The following is a 19,261-nucleotide window of genomic DNA, read 5'->3' on the forward strand; positions in this document are numbered from 1 at the left end:
TTTTGTTATTGAATGTGCTAGTCTTCGTCTATTTTCTATTTGATATGTTACAATAGAAATGGTCAAATTTAAATAAAATACATACATTAAAAAGGTTGAGGTTTTAGTGATGAGAAAAATGCTTGAAATAAATGGAATAAATATAAATGAAGATGGTTTATACCTGTTAATCGACGATACAAAAATGGATTTAGAACAGTGTCATGAAGTAGGAACAATGATTGCAGACTCAGACCAGGGTTCACTATTGTATATATTAGAAGAAAAAGAAGAGTTTGTATATGTTACACTTCCTTATGAATATTGGTCGGACTTGAAAAAAGCAAATGATCAAAATTTAAACGTATTTTTAAAGGTCGGTGAAAAGAGCCTTTCGCTTAATAATTGGAATGAAGAGTTAACTTATTTAATCCAAAATGTTGAAGGTAATTTTAACTATGGAGAAGAATTTGTTAAGCAAGTTCAAAGTGTATTTTTAGAAGAGAAGTAAGTTGGTGGTGATTGGATGAATGGTCAATGGGAAAGTTTTTTAGCACCTTATGAACAAGCAGTAAGTGAATTGAAAGTAAAGTTAAAAGGGATTAGAAAACAGTTTGAAGAAACTAATCAGCATTCCCCAATTGAGTTTGTAACTGGGAGAGTTAAGCCTATTCATAGCATTGTTAATAAGACGATAAGAAAAGGAATTCCTTTAGCGAATTTAGAAACTGAATTACAGGATATTGCCGGTCTTAGAATGATGTGTCAATTTGTAGAGGATATTAAAAATGTAGTGGAGCTTCTTCGCAAACGTAAAGATTTTACAATTGTCGAAGAACGAGATTATATTACAAATAAAAAGAATAGCGGGTATCGTTCTTATCATGTAGTTGTTGAATATCCAGTTCAAACAATTGAAGGTGAACGAAAAGTTTTAGTTGAAATTCAAATAAGAACTCTTGCGATGAATTTTTGGGCAACAATAGAGCATTCTTTAAATTATAAGTATAAAGGGAAATACCCTGAAAATATTCATGAACGATTACAAAGAGCGGCTGAAGCAGCGTTTCTATTAGATGAAGAAATGTCTCTTATTAGAGGAGAGATTCAAGAGGCGCAAGCAGAGTTTTCGAAAAAAAACGACCAATAAGGAAAGGACGAGAAAATGAAATTCGTAATTATGTCTAAGGGCGATCAAGAGTCCAATGAACTGACGAAACGAATGAGAGATTATTTAGAGAGTTTTAATTTTAAATTTGATGAAGAAGAGCCTGAAATTGTCATATCTGTAGGTGGTGATGGGACCTTACTTCATGCTTTTCATAATTACACTCATCTTCTCGATAAAGTATCTTTCGTAGGGGTTCATACTGGGCATTTAGGGTTTTACGCTGATTGGGTACCAAGTGAGGTAGAAAAGCTTGTTATTGCAATTGCTAAGACTCCATTTCAAGTAGTTGAATATCCTTTATTGGAAGTAATCATCCGTTATAAGGATGGAAGAAAAGAAATGCAAACATTAGCTTTAAATGAATGTACGATAAAAGGTCTTGAAGGTACATTAGTGATTGATGTTGAAATAAAAGGTCAGCATTTTGAGACATTTAGAGGTGACGGTCTTTGTATTTCTACACCTTCAGGTAGTACAGCGTATAATAAAGCACTTGGTGGAGCAATTATTCATCCATCAATTGAAGCGATTCAAATTGCTGAGATGGCTTCAATTAATAATCGAGTTTTTCGTACAATTGGTTCACCTCTAGTTTTACCTAAACATCATACTTGCTTACTTAAACCTGTAAGAAACGCAAATTTTCAAATTACATTAGATCATAAAACAATCGTACATCAAGATGTTAAATCGATTCAATGTCGAGTAGCTCATGAAAAAGTACGTTTTGCACGTTTTAGACCTTTTCCATTTTGGAAGCGTGTCGTTGATTCTTTTGTTAAATAAAATGGTGAAGAATATGAAGCAATTTAGTTTATCATGGGAAGTAAAAAAAGAGCATAATGGAATTTTACTTAGAGAGTTTCTTAAATTAAAGGAGCTCTCTAAACGTGCTCTCACAGATATTAAATTTCAAGGTGGAAAAATTACAGTAAACGGTGAAGAAAAAACTGTCCGTACGATGTTAAAAGAATTAGATCTTGTACAAATCTATTTTCCAATCGAGAAACCAAGTGAGGATCTTATAGCTGAAGATATTCCTTTTGATATTGTTTATGAAGATGATGCTGTATTAGTCGTAAATAAACCTTTTGGAATACCAAGTATACCTTCTAGAGAGCATCCTAAGGGTACTCTTGCAAATGGTTTATTATTTTATTATCAAACAATTGGGCTCCAATCGACCATCCATATTGTCACTCGATTAGACAAAGATACTTCAGGATTAATGTTAGTTGCCAAAAATCGTTATATTCATTATTTATTTTCGAAAAATGAATTAAGAAATGTACAAAGAAAGTATTTAGCGATTGTTCATGGACAAATGAATGATACAGAAGGTGTAATACGAGCAAAGATTGCTAGGAAAAATGATAGTATTATCGAGAGAATTGTTTCTGAAGAGGGACAAGAAGCAATCACATATTATAAAGTCCTTTTAGTAAATAGGGATTACTCAGTTGTTGAATTAGAATTAGAAACAGGACGAACACATCAAATCCGGGTTCATATGTCTTCGATTGGACATCCACTAATCGGGGATGACTTATATGGAGGTAATACTGATCGATTAAAAAGACAGGCGTTGCATAGTTATCAATTGTCATTTGTTCATCCAATTGATCAAACGGAAAAAAACTTTGAAATCGCTTTACCTGCTGATTTAGAGAGGTTATTGAAATCGTGAATGTCAAGTAATAAATTTGTCTAAATTTTGTATAATTTATTGACAATATATGAATAATAGATTATTTTTAGTATGTAGTGTTTCTCCATGGGGATGGAAGAGACTAATATATTAAGCTGATAAGTGAGCGCTTACATTATCAGCAAAAAAGTAGGTTCCGATCAGAAACCTACTTTTTTTGTATCTATTTTCCTAAACTCTGCTCTCTTTTTCTTCGTAAAAACTAAATTTTTCTTCAATGTATGGCATGGAAGATTGTACTTGGGTATATTTATGCTCTGGATATGAAAATGCTGTTAGTTTACCACCGAAGACGGCGCCAGTATCAATATTAATTGTATTATTCATTTCTCTTGGTTCCTTAATTGGAGTATGGCCATAAACAATTAGTGCTTTACCTTTATACTCTTTAGCCCAATCTTTTCTTACAGGCATCCCATTTGGAAGTACTTCTCCATTAATATCTCCATATAAAACGAATGTTTTAACATTATTTGAATGCTTACCGATCATGTCCTCACGTATACCAGCATGACTAACAACTAATTTTCCATTGTCTAAAACATTATAAAGTGGGGAGCCTTCATAAAGTTTTTTAAACGATGCTTGATAATGGCTCCTTTCTCTACTGCTAACTGATTCTAATTCAGCAACTGTTGTTTCAAGTCCATGTTGAATTTTTACATTGCGACCAAGAAAATAGCGATAAAGTTTATTACAATGATTCCCTGGTGAATAATGTGCTTTCTTATGCTTCATCACAAGTTCATATACTACTTTTATAACTGCAAGCGAATTAGGTCCACGATCCGTTAAATCACCAACAAAAACTAACTTTCGATTTTCAGGGTGAACAGGAATCTTATTCTCCCACGAATAACCAAGTTTTTTAGTTAATTCAACAAATTCATTATAACAACCATGAATATCGCCTATAATATCGTATTTCATCCTATCAATCCTTTTAGTCTGTTATTTCAACTAGTAATAATCGTAGTATGCCCCAAAAAAGCAGTGTAAAAAAAATTTTCAAGAAGAGTATTGCTAATATAAAAAAAGAAGGGGTAAAGATCTTCATAAGATGATCTTTACCCCTGTTTTATTGTATTTCTACTCTATCAGTCAAACATATACTTATTTGTCCTAGATCTTACATTAAGGATGAATCCAATTGCTAGAAGATTAGTTGCTAGAGAACTTCCTCCGTAACTTACGAATGGTAGAGTAATCCCTGTAATCGGTAGTAGACCGATCGTCATACCAATATTTTGGAAAATCTGGAAAGTAAACATTCCGACTACACCAGCACAAAGATAGCTACCAAATTTGTCATTACTTTCTAAAGCAATATGAATCATTCGATAAATTAATAAGAAGAATAATGAAATTACTACACTTGCTCCTATGAACCCGTATTGTTCGCAGATTACTGTAAAAATAAAATCTGTATGTGGTTCAGGGAAGTATGCTTCACCGTTATGGAACCCTTTACCCGTTAGCAAACCAGAACCAGCTGCCATTAATGCCTGAGTAAGCTGATATCCTTGAGAAGGGTATTCATACGGTGCTAACCAACCGTAAAAACGATTTAACTGGTATTCCTCAAGCACATGCGATGTAAAAAATTCAAAATGATAAAAGTATAGATAAACCATGAAAGCACCAAGGCCAATCGTTAGTAAAACTAGTCCAAGAATATAACGCCAACGAATTCCAGAAATTAAAATCATTGTTGCGATAATTGCACACATAACCATTGTATTTCCTAAATCAGGCTCTTTCGCAATCAGTAGTAGAGGAGGCAACGCAATACCGAATATTTTACCTAAAAGTAAAATATCTTCTCTCTTTCCACGAACAGCGTACATTTCATTATGTCTTGAAATAATCGTTCCTAAAATAATGATCATAAAAATTTTCATTAATTCAGATGGTTGGAAGTTACCAATCCCAGGTAAAGTATACCATGCCGTTGCACCTTTGATGGTTTTAGCACCTGGAATATGCAGTTCTAATCCAAGTAGTAGGAGTAATCCAAAACCATACATATACCAAATAACATTCTTATATCGATCAAAATCAATAATCATAATAAAGGCAATACCAACAAGTCCAATGATATACCATTTAATTTGTTGTCCAGCGAAATTGATGTTTCTTAGATTTGCAGGAAGGCTTGGCATTGCACTAGTAATTGCAAGATAACTTACACCGGCAATACAAAAAAGGATAAAAAGTAATTTAAAATCAATTTGAAAGGGAGATGTACGGTCTTCCTTCATGTCCTCACCTCTCTTATGTGTTTTATTAGTATGCTTTTAAATAGGCACTTTTAATGTACGACAATCATCATTATAATTTATTTTTGTCCTTAAAGGAATTCAAAACTATAAACTCTTTTTAAATAAACTATTATATTTATATTTTTTGTGGATAAAGCTATAAATAACTTTACTATTTTCAATTCATCGTATTTGTGCTACTATTTTAGTATCTAGTACTAATAACTAATAATAAAGGAGATGAATGTTATGATTTCATTGCAAGGAAAAACTTTTGTTGTTATGGGTGTTGCAAACTTCCGTAGTATCGCTTGGGGTATTGCACAATCATTACATAGCGCGGGAGCAAATTTAATTTTTACATACGCAAATGAAAGATTAGAAAAAGGTGTTCGTGAATTAGCTGACTCACTAGAAAATCCTAACAATCTTTTAGTTCAATGTGATGTGACTAGTGATGAAGATTTAGCAAAATGCTTTGCTTCAATTAAAGAGCAAGTAGGCACAATTCATGGTGTAGCACACTGTATCGCTTTTGCTAATAAAGAGGATTTAAAAGGTGAGTTTGTGGACACAAGCCGTGATGGATACTTATTATCACAAAACATTAGTGCTTACTCTTTAGTAGGTGTAGCTCGTGAAGCAAAACCATTAATGGTTGAAGGTGGAAGCATTGTTACGCTAACATACTTAGGTGGCGAGCGTGTAATGCAAAACTATAACCTAATGGGTGTATCTAAAGCAGCTCTAGAAGCTTCTGTACGCTATTTAGCGAACGATTTAGGGAAACACAATATCCGCGTAAACTCAATCTCTGCAGGACCAATCCGTACGCTTTCTGCAAAAGGAGTAGGCGACTTTAATACAATCTTAAAAGAAATCGAAGAAAAAGCACCATTACGTAGAAACGTAACACAAGAAGAAGTAGGAGATTCTGCTTTATTCTTATTTAGTGACTTAGCAAGAGGTATTACTGGAGAAAACATTCATGTTGATTCAGGATACCATATAATGGGATAAGAAGAGTAAGATCAATAGAAGTCTATATGACTTCTATTTTTTTCGTATTGACATAACATACTTAGTCATGGGGCTCAACATATTGAGATGCGGGATTAAAAAGCGACGAGGCACTCAGCTCATGCCCACATTCCTAAGAAAAACGTGCATCCTTCAGTGGAAATAAGTATTCTTCCTTATATGGGTAAACATTCTGTTAGGGAAATCAACCTGACATGATTCAAATAAAAAAAGTGCCTTCTTATGATGATCATAAATAGGCACTTTTTTATTGTAAATGTAGCATTTTAATTTTATTAATTCTTACGGAATAAAAATTGATTTTAAGTGACGAAGACCTACTAATTTGCTTTCTCCTCTAGATGTAGTCAACTCTATGAAATTTGAGTCAATGGAACTCAACTTACCTATATATTCGTAATTTTCTCCACTGTTCATTACGACTAATTCACCAATCAACTTATTTAATTGAACGTCTAACGTGCGTGCTAGGGGGATATTAGAAGGATTAACAGGTAATAAATTATTACTTAACATATAAGGGGTTTTTTCAGTGAGATACGGGGTTAACCACTTTAAATGCTGTAGGGATATATACATGATTTTATAAATCGGTGAATAGAATACAAAGTAATTATTCATGATGGTTGTAATAAATCCATGAAAAGAACGATTATTTGATAGACTAATTTCTACAAAAATCCCTTTGGCAGCAGTTAATACTTTACGTAAAGACAACTCATCTTTTTCGTGTTCTAATTCTTGGAGGGAAGGAACAACACCAAAGGATTCTTCGAGTATACTTTCACTAAGATTATGAATATGAAGTAGTGGAATATAAAGGAAATTTTCACCATTGAAAACAACTAATAAATCATTTCCAACTTCAATTAAGATTCCATCAACATTACTGTTACCAGATATTTCAATTGTAACTTGTTTGTTGAGAAAATTTTTGAAACTTGCCATGATTTTCTCCTTTCTTAAAAAGATAAATCATTATTATTCAGACATGTTCATTTCTGAAAAAGGATTTTCAATTTTATTAATATGGGCATAACGATTTGAATGATAGTTTGTCTAAATAAAATCAATCATTTCATTTAAAGGTTGGCAAGGTAGATAGTGCCTGTCTAATATGAATGAAAAAAGATTATTAAGTTTGAAAATTTTATAGTTGGATCAGTTATTTCATAACAGCATACTTCCAATGTTTTATTGATTACCACTCAAAATTAAGTATAGTTTTAAATTGCTTTATAATGGTTTTACATAATTAGAATGGCATCGAGGTCAAAGTTTTAAAAAAAAGGGTCGTTTTATTTGAATAAAACGACCTTTCTAAACATTATTTTCTTCTTCTTAATGTTTGGCTTGTCGTATTACTTCTTTCGTAAACTTCAAATCTTTCTCCGAAACTTACACTCTTGATATGATAAGTAGCAATATACACTAGTTCATCGTTAAAAGAAATTTCTACATAATCATGATTTGCATCAAGAAGAATACCTTCAACTTTGTCGTGGCCACCGCGATTAATTTTTACCCATTGTCTAACTTGAGAATTTAATAAGTCTACAAAACTCTCGTTTGGTAATAATTCAATCGTATTGTACATTTCATCATAAGATAATCTACCTTTAGCAAATGAAGTTACACTTTTTAAATGAGTATAAGGGAAGTAAATTACACCTTCAGCCTCTGTAAAAAGAGCAATATGTGTTCCATATGCACCAAGTAATAAACCTTCTTTAGATTCATGACCTCCTCGACCAATTCTAACTCCTTTACCTACGAATACTGAGAATAACTCTTTATTCACTTTTTCATCGCTCCTTGTTTTTTCTGTGCGGTTACAATGTAATTATATGTGCCCTGTCAATTGTTTGTACTAGGATATTTGTCCAATTTAGATGAATATGTTCAAAATTAGTCATGTGTTGATAGGCAATTATTTCTTAGTTCGTTCAAATTTATAGGTTACTGGATTGAGAAAAAAGTAACATGATAAATATTGTCCGTTCATATAATTTATGAGAGCACACTTACGAGGGAGGAACAACAATGGCAAGAAAAGAGTCTAAAGAGGGAGTAAAGCCATTACTATATATTGCACAGCCAGATTTTCAAGAAGCCAAGTTGAACGTACAACACTCTTATGTGGTCAAAGTAAATAATCAGGATCAAAAACAAAAGGATAAAGAATATGTAGCTTCTAAATATGTGGAAATTGAAGAACTAGATGAAATAGATGAATTAGAAGAAGTAGAAGATGTTGTGAATTTAGATGAGCAAGAAGAACAACAAGAACAAGAAGAACAACAAGAACAAGAAGAACAAGTCGAAGCAGACAATACTTGGATGAAAAAACCATTTAAAGCGATGACGAATGAAGAAAAAGTTTTATTTATGATAAATAAGCCTCATTATATACCAAAAGTTGAGTGTCGAATTCGAACAGATAAAGATTTATATATTGGCTATATTATGGGATACAACAATGGAAGGGTTTCAATTAAAGTTTCTTCAAAAATTAATGACGTTGAATTGGATATTCAAAGTATTGTAAGTATTCAAATGGTAGGTATTTAAATTATTAAAAAGGTGGTAGATCCATGATCTACCACCCATAGTTTTTTAGTTTACATTAAACTTACAGATTTGATACGTGTACGTCACGTAAGCATTGGATCGCACAGAAGCAATCTAGGTCAACAGTTACACAAGTGTTTGAAGCAACAAACATGTCAGCTTCTACTAATTCGCAGAAAGTATTTTGGTTGTTGTTGTTGTTTTTGTTGCCGTCTTTGTTATTATTTACAGGAACTAATGCTCTTAATACTGCACAGCAATCATCATCTACACTTTCAACACGGAAAACAACTGTATCTTGGCAATTGTTGATTTGTGCGTTTTTGTTTTGGTTGCCGTCTTGATTTTGATTATTAGCTTGTTGAGCCATGATTGGCATCATAGTATTATTAAATGCTGGTACTCTAAATAATTCACCGTTTGCTAAATACAATAGGAAAGGGCGAGTATTTGCAAGTGGTACATTAGGGTTAGCACCTAAGAATGGAACGTCACAACCTGTTGGGCAAGTGTTTGTTGCGCAATCTTGTAGATCGTTTATGAATTTTACAACGTCACATACACAATGGTTTCTTTTTTTGTCGTGGTTGTCTTTGCAACTCATCATTTTCACTCCTTATCACTTTAGATGGATATTACATTACTATGATATTAAGCAGGCGAAAAACGGTTACTGAAGATTCTTGCTTTTTTAGATAAATGGGCTTAGGAGCAAGTAGTACAGTTCTTAGATCAGTAATAGGGGAAATGGGAGAGTAAAAAGAAAAGGGGAGGAGAAGGGTTGGAAGGGATTAGAGGAGCATAAATGTAGGGTAAGGAAGTGAGATTATTTACCCCTTGCATCCATATCCCTTGTCCTGCGTACTTAACATGGATATAAGTTGGTTGTTGCTATTCATCTTAATTTTGGCAAGCTTTCGATTGACTCGTTTAGTAGTTCACGATAAAATAACAGCTTTTCTAAGAAGACCTTTTATTGATGAAATAACGCTTGAAGAGAACGGGATGCCTGTTACTTATACAAAGATTAAAGGAAGTGGAATCCAATACTTTTTTGGTGAGTTATTAAGTTGTACTTGGTGTAGCGGAATTTGGTGTACAGCGTTTTTACTATTAATATATGTGTTCTTTCCACATGTGGGAGGGTTCATCATCATTTTGTTAGCTATTGCAGGGGCAGCTGGCGTAATAGAAACGATTGTTAATAGACTGAATTCGTAATTTTAGGTAGAACGATTGAAAATTCCTTTCATATACTATTGTGAATAGACTTATTTAGGAGGGAAGATATGTATAATCAAGGTCAGGGTCAAATGACTCCTTTTCAATGGCAACAACTCCAACAACAACATCAGCAGTACCAAATGCAACAACAACAAATGCAGCAACAAATGAATCAAGCGAACTATAACCCATATTACCAAGGCGCTCCGGCCGGCTATGTGAAAAAATCAGGTTGTGGCTGTAGCGGTAGAACAACTAGACGTTAATCCATAAAAAAGGTGAGCATATTTTGCTCACCTTTATTTTTTATACAAGATTATATAGAGATCGTCATAATGAACGAAACGGTTCCATTTTGCTTATCTTAATTTGTACTTGGCAAGAAGGGAAGTAATCAAATAGCCTACCCAAACAAATATATGGAATATCCATACTCTAGAAGCTATTCGAATACTAATTCAATTTCTATAATAATTATCATGAGAAATTTTTCGAAAAAAATTCATATAATAGATCATTTTATGAATCTTAGAGTGATAATGTAAACATGAAGTGAAAAAAGAGGAAATTATTTATTTATTAAGGAGATAAGAGAAGCCATTAATACATGAATTTTACTTAATTTTTTACTATAACATATTTAAATATATTTTTTGAATTTTCTATAATAAAATTGACAGAAAAAAATTACAATTCTATAATAAGAATTATAAAAAGAAAAAAATGTAATATTTGGTAATATTTTGTAATTTAAGGAGGTGAAAATTATGATCGAAATCGAAGTATTAGAAGTTGAAAACGTAGAAGCGCCGAAACAAAGAGACTTTGACATGTAATAGATGTACATATGTATAAAAGTGTATTCATATGAATACACTTTTTTTTAATTAATAATAAGGGAGGTATATTATATGAATATTAATACTTTAAAATATCCTAAAATTAAGACAAACCTCTATCCATTTATAAAAGATGAAGAAACAATCCGTTTTGGAGGAGTTCAAAAAGGACTAGCTAGAGAGATAAAAACAGCAAATATAGAAATAGTATGGGATATTATTATAAATCTAAACGGTGAGAAAAACCTTTATGAATTTATTGAATATGGTAGATTAAAGTGGAATCTTAATTCAAATAACATTTTAACAATTATTCAAATGCTTGTGGATAAAGGTTTAATTGAAGAAGCTACGCCAGATTTAGAAAATATATTCTCGTTGGAAGAAATCGAGCGTTATCAACGAAATATTTATTTGTATTCATGGCTAGATAAATCAAATAGAGTAAATCATTGGGAGCTTCAATTAAAATTAAAGAACGCTAGAATAGCAGTGTTAGGATTAGGTGGAGTAGGTTCAAACTGTGTAAGTTCACTAGCTCGTTTAGGAATTGGATATCTTCGTATAGTTGACTTTGACAAAGTTGAAGCTTCTAATTTAAACAGACAGGTTTTATTTAGTAGCTCCGATATAGGTTCTCTAAAAGTAGATGTAGCTGAAAGGAAACTAAAAATAATTAATCCAGAGATTACTATTGATCCAATCGACATGAGAGTTACTTCAGTCCAAGATGTACAAAAAGTTGTCCAAGATGTTGATTTATTACTTTTATGTGCTGACGAACCTAAATATTTAATAGATAGAATAGTTAATAGAGCTACGCAAATTACAAAAACGCCGTGGATACAAGGATCCTATGCAAGTACTGTTGTAAATTATTCATTAATAATTCCGGGGAAAACACCATGCAAAGAATGCGCAAATCAAATAAGGCTACAAGATAAGCTTTTTGAAAGAGAATTTGAATCTTTTCAAAATTTTGGACCAAGAAATGCTATCACTGCACCGATAGCTGCGCTAGCTGGAAATCTCGTTGCACATGAAGCTATGAATTATATAACAGGGCTAAAGAGTCCGTTGTCACCAACTTTCTTTCAGTTAGACCTTTTTTCAATGGAAAAACACAATATTGATGTAGCTTTCTATGACCGTTGTTCCGTTTGTAAAGATCCTATGCAAGAATTAAACTTTGAAAAAGAATACTCAAACTCTTCTAATTAAGGTAATTTTAAATGGAAATTAAAATTACGGAGCTATCAAATGTTATATTCAACGATTTAATTATTGGTCCAGTTGAGGATGGAAAAGTAAGTATTGGTATTAACAAAAATAATAAGATTATTAAAATCCCTATTATAGGGAATCAAATCATTCATTTATTAAGACATGGAAATAATATCAAAGAAACAGCTTTAATACTTGGAAATGAATCTCTTAATACTAATGATGTAGAGGTGTTTGTTAAACAACTTTGTGAATTAGGTTTTGTAGCAAGAGTGGATAATATTGTGGTAAATGAGATAGAATCGATTGCTAGTAAAATCATGAAAGCAAACAATTTTGGGTTTGTGAAAAATCCAATAACATTATCTTTACTCGTATTTTTCACTCTATTAACTTTTTTGAATCTCATTAATAATTTTAATGCAATAAGAGTAGACTCCTTGTTTTGGTCTGGATATACTTTTGTATCATTAATTACTTATCAATTAATATCTTGGATTATTCTTTTTCTACATGAATATGGCCATGTTTTTGCTGCTAAGTTAGTTGGAATTGAATCCAATCTGAGAATCAAAATTAATGGTCCATTTATTACTGTTTATACCGTATTTGAATTACTATGGAGCAGAACACGTGGAGAACGTATCTTTACATATTTAGGTGGAGTTATTATAGAAATATTGATACTCGGAATATCGTCTATTATTTATTCATTTTCAAATAGTATTCTGATAGTTACTCCATTAAAAATAGTTATAACTGTTTGTATTTTAGGTTTCTTGTCCCAAATACAACTTTTGTTCAAAACGGATATGTATTTAATAATTAAGGAAATTGCAAAAAAAGATATTTACTTATCTTTTTCTGATTTTAAAAAAACTATTTTAAACCGTAACTTAAAAGAACGAATTGATTTGATTACATCGATAAGTATTATTTTACATACTATTGCTTTTATTAGTAGATTTTTAATAAGTTTATATATTATTAGTTTAGTGTATTACTTTTCTTATTGTGAGATAACACAAGGGTTTCAACAAAAATATCAATGGCACTTATTAAGTGGTCTATGTTCTGTAATCATTCAAACAATTTTATTATTCCCTTTTATAAAATCAGTAGTATTACGAGTATTTAAAGATAAAAAAAAGAATATAGGAAATAAGAGGAGCTTATATGATTCAGTTAATTAGGAGGAATAAAAATTTTAGATTTTTATTTTTAGGTAGACTAATAACAAATATGGGTGATAGTTTATATACTATTGCATCCATGTGGTTGGTATTTCAACTTTCACACAATACTTTCTATTCAGGAGTTGCAGGATTTTTAACTGAACTTCCTTCAATTCTAGCCATTTTTATTGGACCCATTATTGACCGAATAAACGTAAAAAAAGTTCTTATTGTTTCCGAAATATCACAATGTATTTTAGTATCATTAATACCTATCTTACACTATATGGATTTATTATCAGTCACTAGTGTATTAATAATTATGCCATTGGCTTCTATTTTTGTTCAATTAACTTATCCATCTGAAAGTGTATTATTGCCAAATACAGTGAACGAAGAAGAACTAGTTCCTGCAAATTCTGCCATGTCATTCGCGTATCAAGGAACTTCTTTAATCTTTAATAGTTTAGCTGGTTTACTAATTGTGATTACTGGTGCAATTAATATATTTGTTATTGACGTATTTAGTTTTTTAATTGCTGCTTGTTTATTTAATTTAATAAAAATTCATTCAACTAATTTAAGTGGAATAGGAACTACTGAGGAAAATAATGTTAAAAATGTATTAAATAATTACAGACAGAATTTAAAAGAAGGTATTAAATATGTTTTTATACCAACTGTTTTTAAACTGTATTCCCCTGCGATCTTAACCAATTTTGCATTTAGCGCTACTTATGCTGTCTTACCAGCATTTTCTGACAAAATTGGTGGAGCTAAGTATTATGGTCTATTTATGGCAGCTTTAACAGGAGGTGCTCTTATCGGGGCAATATTTGCCCATAAACTTTCGAAAATTTTTACAATGGGTAAAATTCTTGTAATGACAAATTTTATTACAGGGTTACTATGGTTTGGAGCATATTTATGCGCTTTTTATTCTCCGCTTTTAGGGTTAGTTTTACTAGTTTTCGCAGGAATTCCATTTGGTATAAAAAATGTTTTGAGTAGTTCAATGCTTCAAAAATTAATTCCAAATCAAATAAGAGGACGAGTGACAACAGTAATTGGCTCAATGATTCAACTTGCAATGCCTTTAGGTGCTTTGGTTGGTGGATGGCTAGCAACATTCATAGCTGCGGAGTGGATATTGTATGTAAATGGTTTTTTATTTATGCTAATTTCAATCTATTGGTGGTTAAGTAGAGAGATAATATCATTACCTACAATAGAGACTATTAATATGATACCATTAGAAAAAAGTGCTTAATTCCTTTTATTTATATTTGTTTGCGTATCAAAAAAATAAATTAAACCTTTCTATACCTTATACTATGTATACAGGGCTGTAAGATAATTTTTATGTCGCTTGATGATAAAAATTAAAGAAGATGTTTTTAGCGAAAATAATTATTTTTATATTTTATCCTTTAGAGATGTAACTGAATCCTTGATCGTTATGTAATAGGAGTCTAGCTACATCTCTTTTTTATACTTTTTTTCTTTGTCCAAAAAAGAGTTTTAATTCATTTCTTTCAATTTTTGAGTATAAAACATTTTCATTTAAATACAAACTTGAATAATAAAAGATATAACCGTTTTACGTTTATAAATAGGTTATAGAAGTTAAGAATGGTTCTTTTATTTTGGTCTCATAAAAAATCCCCTTATAGCAGACAGTGCAATATTTTTTTTACTTCCTACATTGGGGGATTATTTACTTTATTCATTTCTTATTAATAAAACGTCGAATTAGTCTTGAAGAGTTAGCTTTTTTGCCTCTTCTTTTTTGAAGAATCGATAAGTATAATAGCTTTCTGGCTCTTGTACATGCCACATATAGAAGGCGACGTTCTTCTTCTAGTTGATCTAAGTTACCATTTTTTAAAGATTCTAAAGCATAATCATGAGGGAATCCTCCGTCTACAACACCTAGAATATAGACATAATCATACTCTAATCCTTTTGAACGGTGAGCTGTTAAAAGCGAAATATTACCATGTGTGGATTGATTTTTTTTCTGCTTATATTCTTTAAATTTAGCGGAAATATGAAATGCGTGCTCAACAAACTCTCTAATTGATTTGAAATTTTTGCTTACAACCTTCAAATCTCTTAAATCATCAGAAGGTCGTTCGATTTTATTAGACTCATTTCCACGCTTTTTAATATAGTCCATAAATGCTGGACTTTCTTCAATTCGCTCAATTGCTTCTAAAGGAGACGCGTGTTTTAAATAACGTAAAATCTTGATCAGGTTTTCAATTTTTTTAATTTGAAATGGTGCTGCACTTTTAATCGTGGTGAACGCTTCTAAGAAAGATAGATTTTGCAGTACACTATTCATTTTTGCATCTTGAAATGCTTGTTGTTTTAGGAAAAAGACAGGTAATATTTCTTTCAATGCTGCTTGGTGGTCCTCATCTCCTATTAATAGTAGGAAAGAGATCATTTTTCGAATAATCGGTCGATCATAAAATGAGTCACCATCTTGATCAATTGTAAAAGGCAAGCTTGTTCCAATTAATCGCTCAAAAACAGCCCTTGATGCAGTATTTGTGCGATACAAAATGGCAAATTGTCCTGGATTTGCACCGTTATTAATTTTTTCTTTAATATCATTAATAATCATTGTTGCTTCTTCTTCTTCATCGTATGGAAAGAAGAAAGAAGGTACTTGATCGTAGTCATATTGAGCATGCATTGATTTTACAAAACGATTTTTATTAGGCTTAATGACTTCGTTTGCCAATGAAACAATCCCATGGGTGGAACGATAATTTTCACTTAAATGATAAATTGTAGATCCATAAAAATGTTCTTTAAAGTCTAATATAAACCTGGGGTCACTTCCTCTAAACGCATAAATTGACTGGTCATCATCACCAACAGCCGTAATATTTTCTGTATGTTGAAAAAGGATTTTTAGAATATTGAATTGGATTTTATTAATATCTTGGAACTCATCCACTAATAAACATTTAAATCGATTTTGATAATGTAAAAGTAATTCATTATTTTCATTTAACATTTCAAAGCACCCGAGTAACATATCGTCAAAATCAAATTGCCCATTTTGCTTTTTTAATGATTCATAGCCTTCATAAAGAGAAGCGACCTGTTCTTCCCAAGCATCTTTTGATCTAATCTCAATTGGATAAACACATGAGTTCTTCCATAAGCCGATTTGTTGAATAGCTTGGTCGTATGCAAATGACTTTTCATCAATTTCAAGTCGTCGACCAATTTGCTTTAACATGATCTCCTTTTGAAAATCCGATTTAATTAAACGGCTTGAATCCCATTTTGCACGATCAAATCGTAAAAGCATTTTATAGAAAATACTATGGAAGGTACCAATTTCCATCTGTTGAATAGGGTAACCTAGACCCTTCATTCGTTCTTTCATTTCTGCAGATGCTTTTGACGTGAATGTTACGAGCATCATTTCATGAGGAAGTATACCGCTATTCATTAAGTGCATTGCTCGAGTTGTTATGACTCTTGTTTTACCACTTCCGGCTCCAGCAAGTACAAGTAATGGTGAACCGATATGTGTAACAGCGTTCCATTGTTGTGAATCTAATGAAATTTGATTGATTACAAATTCATCCGTTTTTTGTTCATTCTTTTTATATGGTGGGATATTGTAAAAAGGTAGTCTGTTAATAAATTGATTTTCATCTGTTTTTTCGATTGTAGCTGTATTTGAGATCGAACGTTTAGTAGGTAGTTTAATAATACGATCGTTAGTATTTTCGGTAGTAGCATGATTATTTTCAAATCTAGCAACAATTTCTTGCTCCAACTCTACGTTATGATTCATACATGCTAGATTTTGCTCTTTATTTATATGATAAAAATGAGGAATATCATAAATAGTTAAAGTGAAACTTAATTTTTGATGGCAATTAACACATTTAACTTCCCCGCGAATACTGGCTTGATATATTTCCTCATATCTTGATCGAGGGAATTCTGGTAAATAGATTGATTGATTTTGATAGTTTGCAATTTTCATTATTTTCCCCCTTAAAATTAAAGCAGACTCATCTATGTTACCAAAAAGATTTGTGTACGAAAAGTGAATTTTAATGGGAAAAAAGTATCTTTTCATATGTATCGAACAAATACATTAGTAAGACCGTTGTTTGTTACATAGCCTCGTATATAGTTTATTAAAGCCCCATGAAAAAACTATGATTCAATTGAATCATAGTTTTAAGTGTGTTTAATTTAATTTTAGTTTCATTTCTGCATGTGGAATATCAGCTTCAAAAAATATTTCGGAAGAGATTTTATAACCTAATTTTTCATAAAAAGGAATTGCAGATTCTTGTGCGTGTAAGATTAGTTGATCTAAACCTTTTTCCTTTGCAGTTTTATGAATTAAGTACATGATTTCATTTCCAATTTTTTTTCCACGATAGTCATTTAGAACACAGATTCGCTGAACTTTTCCAGTCGATTCGATTAATCTAAGTCGACCTGCAGCAATCGGTTGTTCTCTATCGTATGAAACAAAATGGATACACTCTTCATCAAGGCCATCAAACTCCAAATCTCTTGAAATTTGTTGTTCCTCTACAAAAACTTCTACTCGAACTTTAAGAGCGTCTTTTATTTCTTCATCTGTTGCTGCTTCTATTGTGCGAATACTCATTTTTTTGCTCCTAATTTAAATGTTTCATATACTTCCCAAGCACCGTTTTCTAATTGGTAAACTAATTTAAAGTTATCTACTACTTCATTGTAATTAAATTGAATCATACGTAACTGGCCTAAAATATCAGCAAATTCAGCATCTTGTAATTGTTGACCAATTGTAATATGCGGTACGAATGCATAATCTTTTATTTCTGGGAAAGCGCCAGTGTGCATTTTTTCATGAAGCTCTTTTAATGCTTCAACAGGTGTAACTTTTAAATAAATGACATTATTAACTGGTGCAAAAGAACTTACTTTATTAATTTCCAATTCAAATGGTTCAATTTGACTCGCAATTTCATTTAATTGTGAAATAATATTTGGAAGCTGATCTTCATTTAATTCGAATCCACTTCTTACTGTTACATGAGGAGAGATTAACGTATAAGCTGGATCAAAACGTTTTCTATACTCATTAGCCTTTTCTTGAACGAAATTAGATGGGAAAATAACAACGCCACATTTCATAAAAATTACCTCCTGTTTACAATACTTTATATTTTAATTTGAAAAAATTAACGAATGAAAAATAACTAATTTTAATTATACCAAATTTTTTGAAAATCGCTAAGTTTCACGAATTATTTTGCTAAACTAATTTTTAATACGTCTTCTAGTTGCTTTTCCCAATTTGTCCAAGTATGGTCCCCTTCATATTCTGCATAATGTAATTCTACAGGGAAGTTTGCTAAAAAATCTTTTAATTGTAATCCACCTTCGACAAAATTAACCCATTGCTTACTTGGTGTAAAAACATTTTCTTCTTGTTTTCCAACAGTTTGAACAATAGAAAGGATCGAATTTAATTTTGTTCTATTTAAAAATTCCATAACATCATTGTTCACAAATGGTGATTGCATAATGACTTGTCCAAATGTATTAGGATATGTAAATGCAGCTTGTAATGAAACAGTACCACCTAATGAATCGCCGATTAATGTTCTACTATGGGCTAAGCCAAGTAAAGGTAAATGATCATCTAAATAAGGAAGTAATTCTTCAGCTAAAAAACGAATATAATTTTTTTGGCCTGCTTGAGAAGGGTGGTATAGTTTAAAACGCTCCTCTGGTGAAGAATATGGTATTCCTACAATGATTGTAGGTTGAATTGAACCTTCTTTTGTTAATTTTTCAATTACACGATGAACTTTTCCTAAATTAAAATAATCCTGTCCATCTTGGGCAATTAATAAGTGATGTTTTATTAACGGAGTGTACATGCTTGAATAGTATATTGTAAATGTAATTTCTTTTTTGATGTGTTCACTATATAGTGTATGTTCTTCTCTAGTACCATTTGTTTGAATCATAAAATGTCTCCTCTTCTTTTCCCTAGGATGATATAATTAGATGTTACTTCA

General features: G+C 31.5%; 20 protein-coding genes. 10 read left to right on the plus strand and 10 right to left on the minus strand.

Annotation, left to right across the window (positions count from 1 at the left end; translation table 11 throughout):
• Nucleotides 1–109 precede the first annotated feature (109 nt).
• The 4 genes from ABEY15_RS13745 to ABEY15_RS13760 are packed head-to-tail and all read left to right on the plus strand — an operon-like array spanning nt 110 to nt 2,837.
• Complete coding sequence (locus tag ABEY15_RS13745) at nt 110–490, plus strand: hypothetical protein (protein ID WP_429890674.1); 381 nt, start codon at nt 110–112, stop codon at nt 488–490.
• A 15-nt stretch (nt 491–505) separates the two neighbouring features.
• Nucleotides 506–1,129, plus strand: coding sequence for a GTP pyrophosphokinase (locus ABEY15_RS13750; RefSeq protein WP_069032993.1), 624 nt, complete (start codon nt 506–508; stop codon nt 1,127–1,129).
• A 15-nt stretch (nt 1,130–1,144) separates the two neighbouring features.
• Nucleotides 1,145–1,936, plus strand: a complete 792-nt coding sequence (locus ABEY15_RS13755; protein WP_069032994.1) for an NAD kinase — start codon at nt 1,145–1,147, stop codon at nt 1,934–1,936.
• 13 nt (nt 1,937–1,949) lie between these two features.
• A complete protein-coding gene (locus tag ABEY15_RS13760) occupies nt 1,950–2,837 on the plus strand; it encodes an RluA family pseudouridine synthase (protein WP_429890676.1) in 888 nt (295 codons plus the stop codon).
• A gap of 192 nt (nt 2,838–3,029) precedes the next feature.
• Here the strand turns inward: ABEY15_RS13760 and prpE are convergent, their stop codons facing one another.
• On the minus strand, nt 3,030–3,788 hold the full coding sequence (prpE, locus tag ABEY15_RS13765; RefSeq protein WP_429890678.1) for a bis(5'-nucleosyl)-tetraphosphatase PrpE: 759 nt from the start codon (nt 3,786–3,788) through the stop codon (nt 3,030–3,032).
• Between the two features lie 167 nt (nt 3,789–3,955).
• Nucleotides 3,956–5,119 carry an FtsW/RodA/SpoVE family cell cycle protein gene (locus tag ABEY15_RS13770; RefSeq protein ID WP_429890679.1) on the minus strand — a complete coding sequence of 388 codons (1,164 nt, stop codon included), beginning with the start codon at nt 5,117–5,119 and terminating at the stop codon, nt 3,956–3,958.
• A gap of 249 nt (nt 5,120–5,368) precedes the next feature.
• Between ABEY15_RS13770 and fabI the strand changes: the two genes are divergently transcribed.
• Entirely contained in the window at nt 5,369–6,139 is a 771-nt protein-coding gene (gene fabI, locus ABEY15_RS13775; protein ID WP_429890680.1) for an enoyl-ACP reductase FabI, read from the plus strand.
• 303 nt (nt 6,140–6,442) lie between these two features.
• On the opposite strand, the gene ABEY15_RS13780 is transcribed toward fabI, so the two are convergent.
• Entirely contained in the window at nt 6,443–7,108 is a 666-nt protein-coding gene (locus ABEY15_RS13780) for a DUF2642 domain-containing protein (protein ID WP_114344829.1), read from the minus strand.
• A gap of 379 nt (nt 7,109–7,487) precedes the next feature.
• Nucleotides 7,488–7,961 carry a spore coat protein gene (locus tag ABEY15_RS13785; RefSeq protein WP_429890681.1) on the minus strand — a complete coding sequence of 158 codons (474 nt, stop codon included), beginning with the start codon at nt 7,959–7,961 and terminating at the stop codon, nt 7,488–7,490.
• A gap of 242 nt (nt 7,962–8,203) precedes the next feature.
• Here ABEY15_RS13785 and ABEY15_RS13790 point away from each other — a divergent pair, with 242 nt between their 5' ends.
• On the plus strand, nt 8,204–8,731 hold the full coding sequence (locus tag ABEY15_RS13790) for a CotO family spore coat protein (protein ID WP_429890682.1): 528 nt from the start codon (nt 8,204–8,206) through the stop codon (nt 8,729–8,731).
• Between the two features lie 61 nt (nt 8,732–8,792).
• On the opposite strand, the gene ABEY15_RS13795 is transcribed toward ABEY15_RS13790, so the two are convergent.
• A complete protein-coding gene (locus ABEY15_RS13795; RefSeq protein WP_429890683.1) occupies nt 8,793–9,335 on the minus strand; it encodes a CotY/CotZ family spore coat protein in 543 nt (180 codons plus the stop codon).
• Between the two features lie 266 nt (nt 9,336–9,601).
• On the opposite strand from ABEY15_RS13795, the gene ABEY15_RS13800 reads away from it, so the two are divergent.
• Nucleotides 9,602–9,952, plus strand: a complete 351-nt coding sequence (locus ABEY15_RS13800) for a DUF1360 domain-containing protein (protein ID WP_429890684.1) — start codon at nt 9,602–9,604, stop codon at nt 9,950–9,952.
• Nucleotides 9,953–10,006: 54 nt separating this feature from the next.
• Here ABEY15_RS13800 and ABEY15_RS13805 read toward each other — a convergent pair whose 3' ends face one another.
• Complete coding sequence (locus tag ABEY15_RS13805) at nt 10,007–10,147, minus strand: hypothetical protein (protein ID WP_429890685.1); 141 nt, start codon at nt 10,145–10,147, stop codon at nt 10,007–10,009.
• Between the two features lie 719 nt (nt 10,148–10,866).
• On the opposite strand from ABEY15_RS13805, the gene ABEY15_RS13810 reads away from it, so the two are divergent.
• Genes ABEY15_RS13810 through ABEY15_RS13820 form a run of 3 tightly spaced genes read left to right on the plus strand, consistent with a single transcriptional unit; the run spans nt 10,867 to nt 14,463 of the window.
• Entirely contained in the window at nt 10,867–12,015 is a 1,149-nt protein-coding gene (locus ABEY15_RS13810) for a ThiF family adenylyltransferase (RefSeq protein ID WP_429890686.1), read from the plus strand.
• Nucleotides 12,016–12,026: 11 nt separating this feature from the next.
• The gene (locus ABEY15_RS13815) at nt 12,027–13,211 is read left to right on the plus strand and encodes a hypothetical protein (RefSeq protein ID WP_429890687.1); all 1,185 of its coding nucleotides are present in this window, start codon (nt 12,027–12,029) and stop codon (nt 13,209–13,211) included.
• A complete protein-coding gene (locus tag ABEY15_RS13820; protein WP_429890688.1) occupies nt 13,195–14,463 on the plus strand; it encodes an MFS transporter in 1,269 nt (422 codons plus the stop codon). Before ABEY15_RS13815 ends, ABEY15_RS13820 begins: the two co-directional genes overlap by 17 nt.
• 456 nt (nt 14,464–14,919) lie before the next feature.
• On the opposite strand, the gene ABEY15_RS13825 is transcribed toward ABEY15_RS13820, so the two are convergent.
• From ABEY15_RS13825 to ABEY15_RS13840, 4 genes are all read right to left on the minus strand, one after another.
• Nucleotides 14,920–17,214 carry an ATP-dependent helicase gene (locus tag ABEY15_RS13825; protein ID WP_429890689.1) on the minus strand — a complete coding sequence of 765 codons (2,295 nt, stop codon included), beginning with the start codon at nt 17,212–17,214 and terminating at the stop codon, nt 14,920–14,922.
• 210 nt (nt 17,215–17,424) lie between these two features.
• Nucleotides 17,425–17,856 carry a GNAT family N-acetyltransferase gene (locus tag ABEY15_RS13830; RefSeq protein WP_429890690.1) on the minus strand — a complete coding sequence of 144 codons (432 nt, stop codon included), beginning with the start codon at nt 17,854–17,856 and terminating at the stop codon, nt 17,425–17,427.
• Entirely contained in the window at nt 17,853–18,368 is a 516-nt protein-coding gene (locus ABEY15_RS13835) for a YjcG family protein (RefSeq protein ID WP_429890691.1), read from the minus strand. The genes ABEY15_RS13830 and ABEY15_RS13835 overlap by 4 nt, the downstream gene beginning before the upstream one ends.
• Before the next feature lie 113 nt (nt 18,369–18,481).
• The gene (locus tag ABEY15_RS13840) at nt 18,482–19,210 is read right to left on the minus strand and encodes an alpha/beta hydrolase (RefSeq protein WP_429890692.1); all 729 of its coding nucleotides are present in this window, start codon (nt 19,208–19,210) and stop codon (nt 18,482–18,484) included.
• Between the last annotated feature and the right edge of the window lie 51 nt (nt 19,211–19,261).

The organism is Gottfriedia acidiceleris (assembly GCF_050457485.1).
Lineage (GTDB): Bacteria > Bacillota > Bacilli > Bacillales > Bacillaceae_G > Gottfriedia > Gottfriedia acidiceleris_D.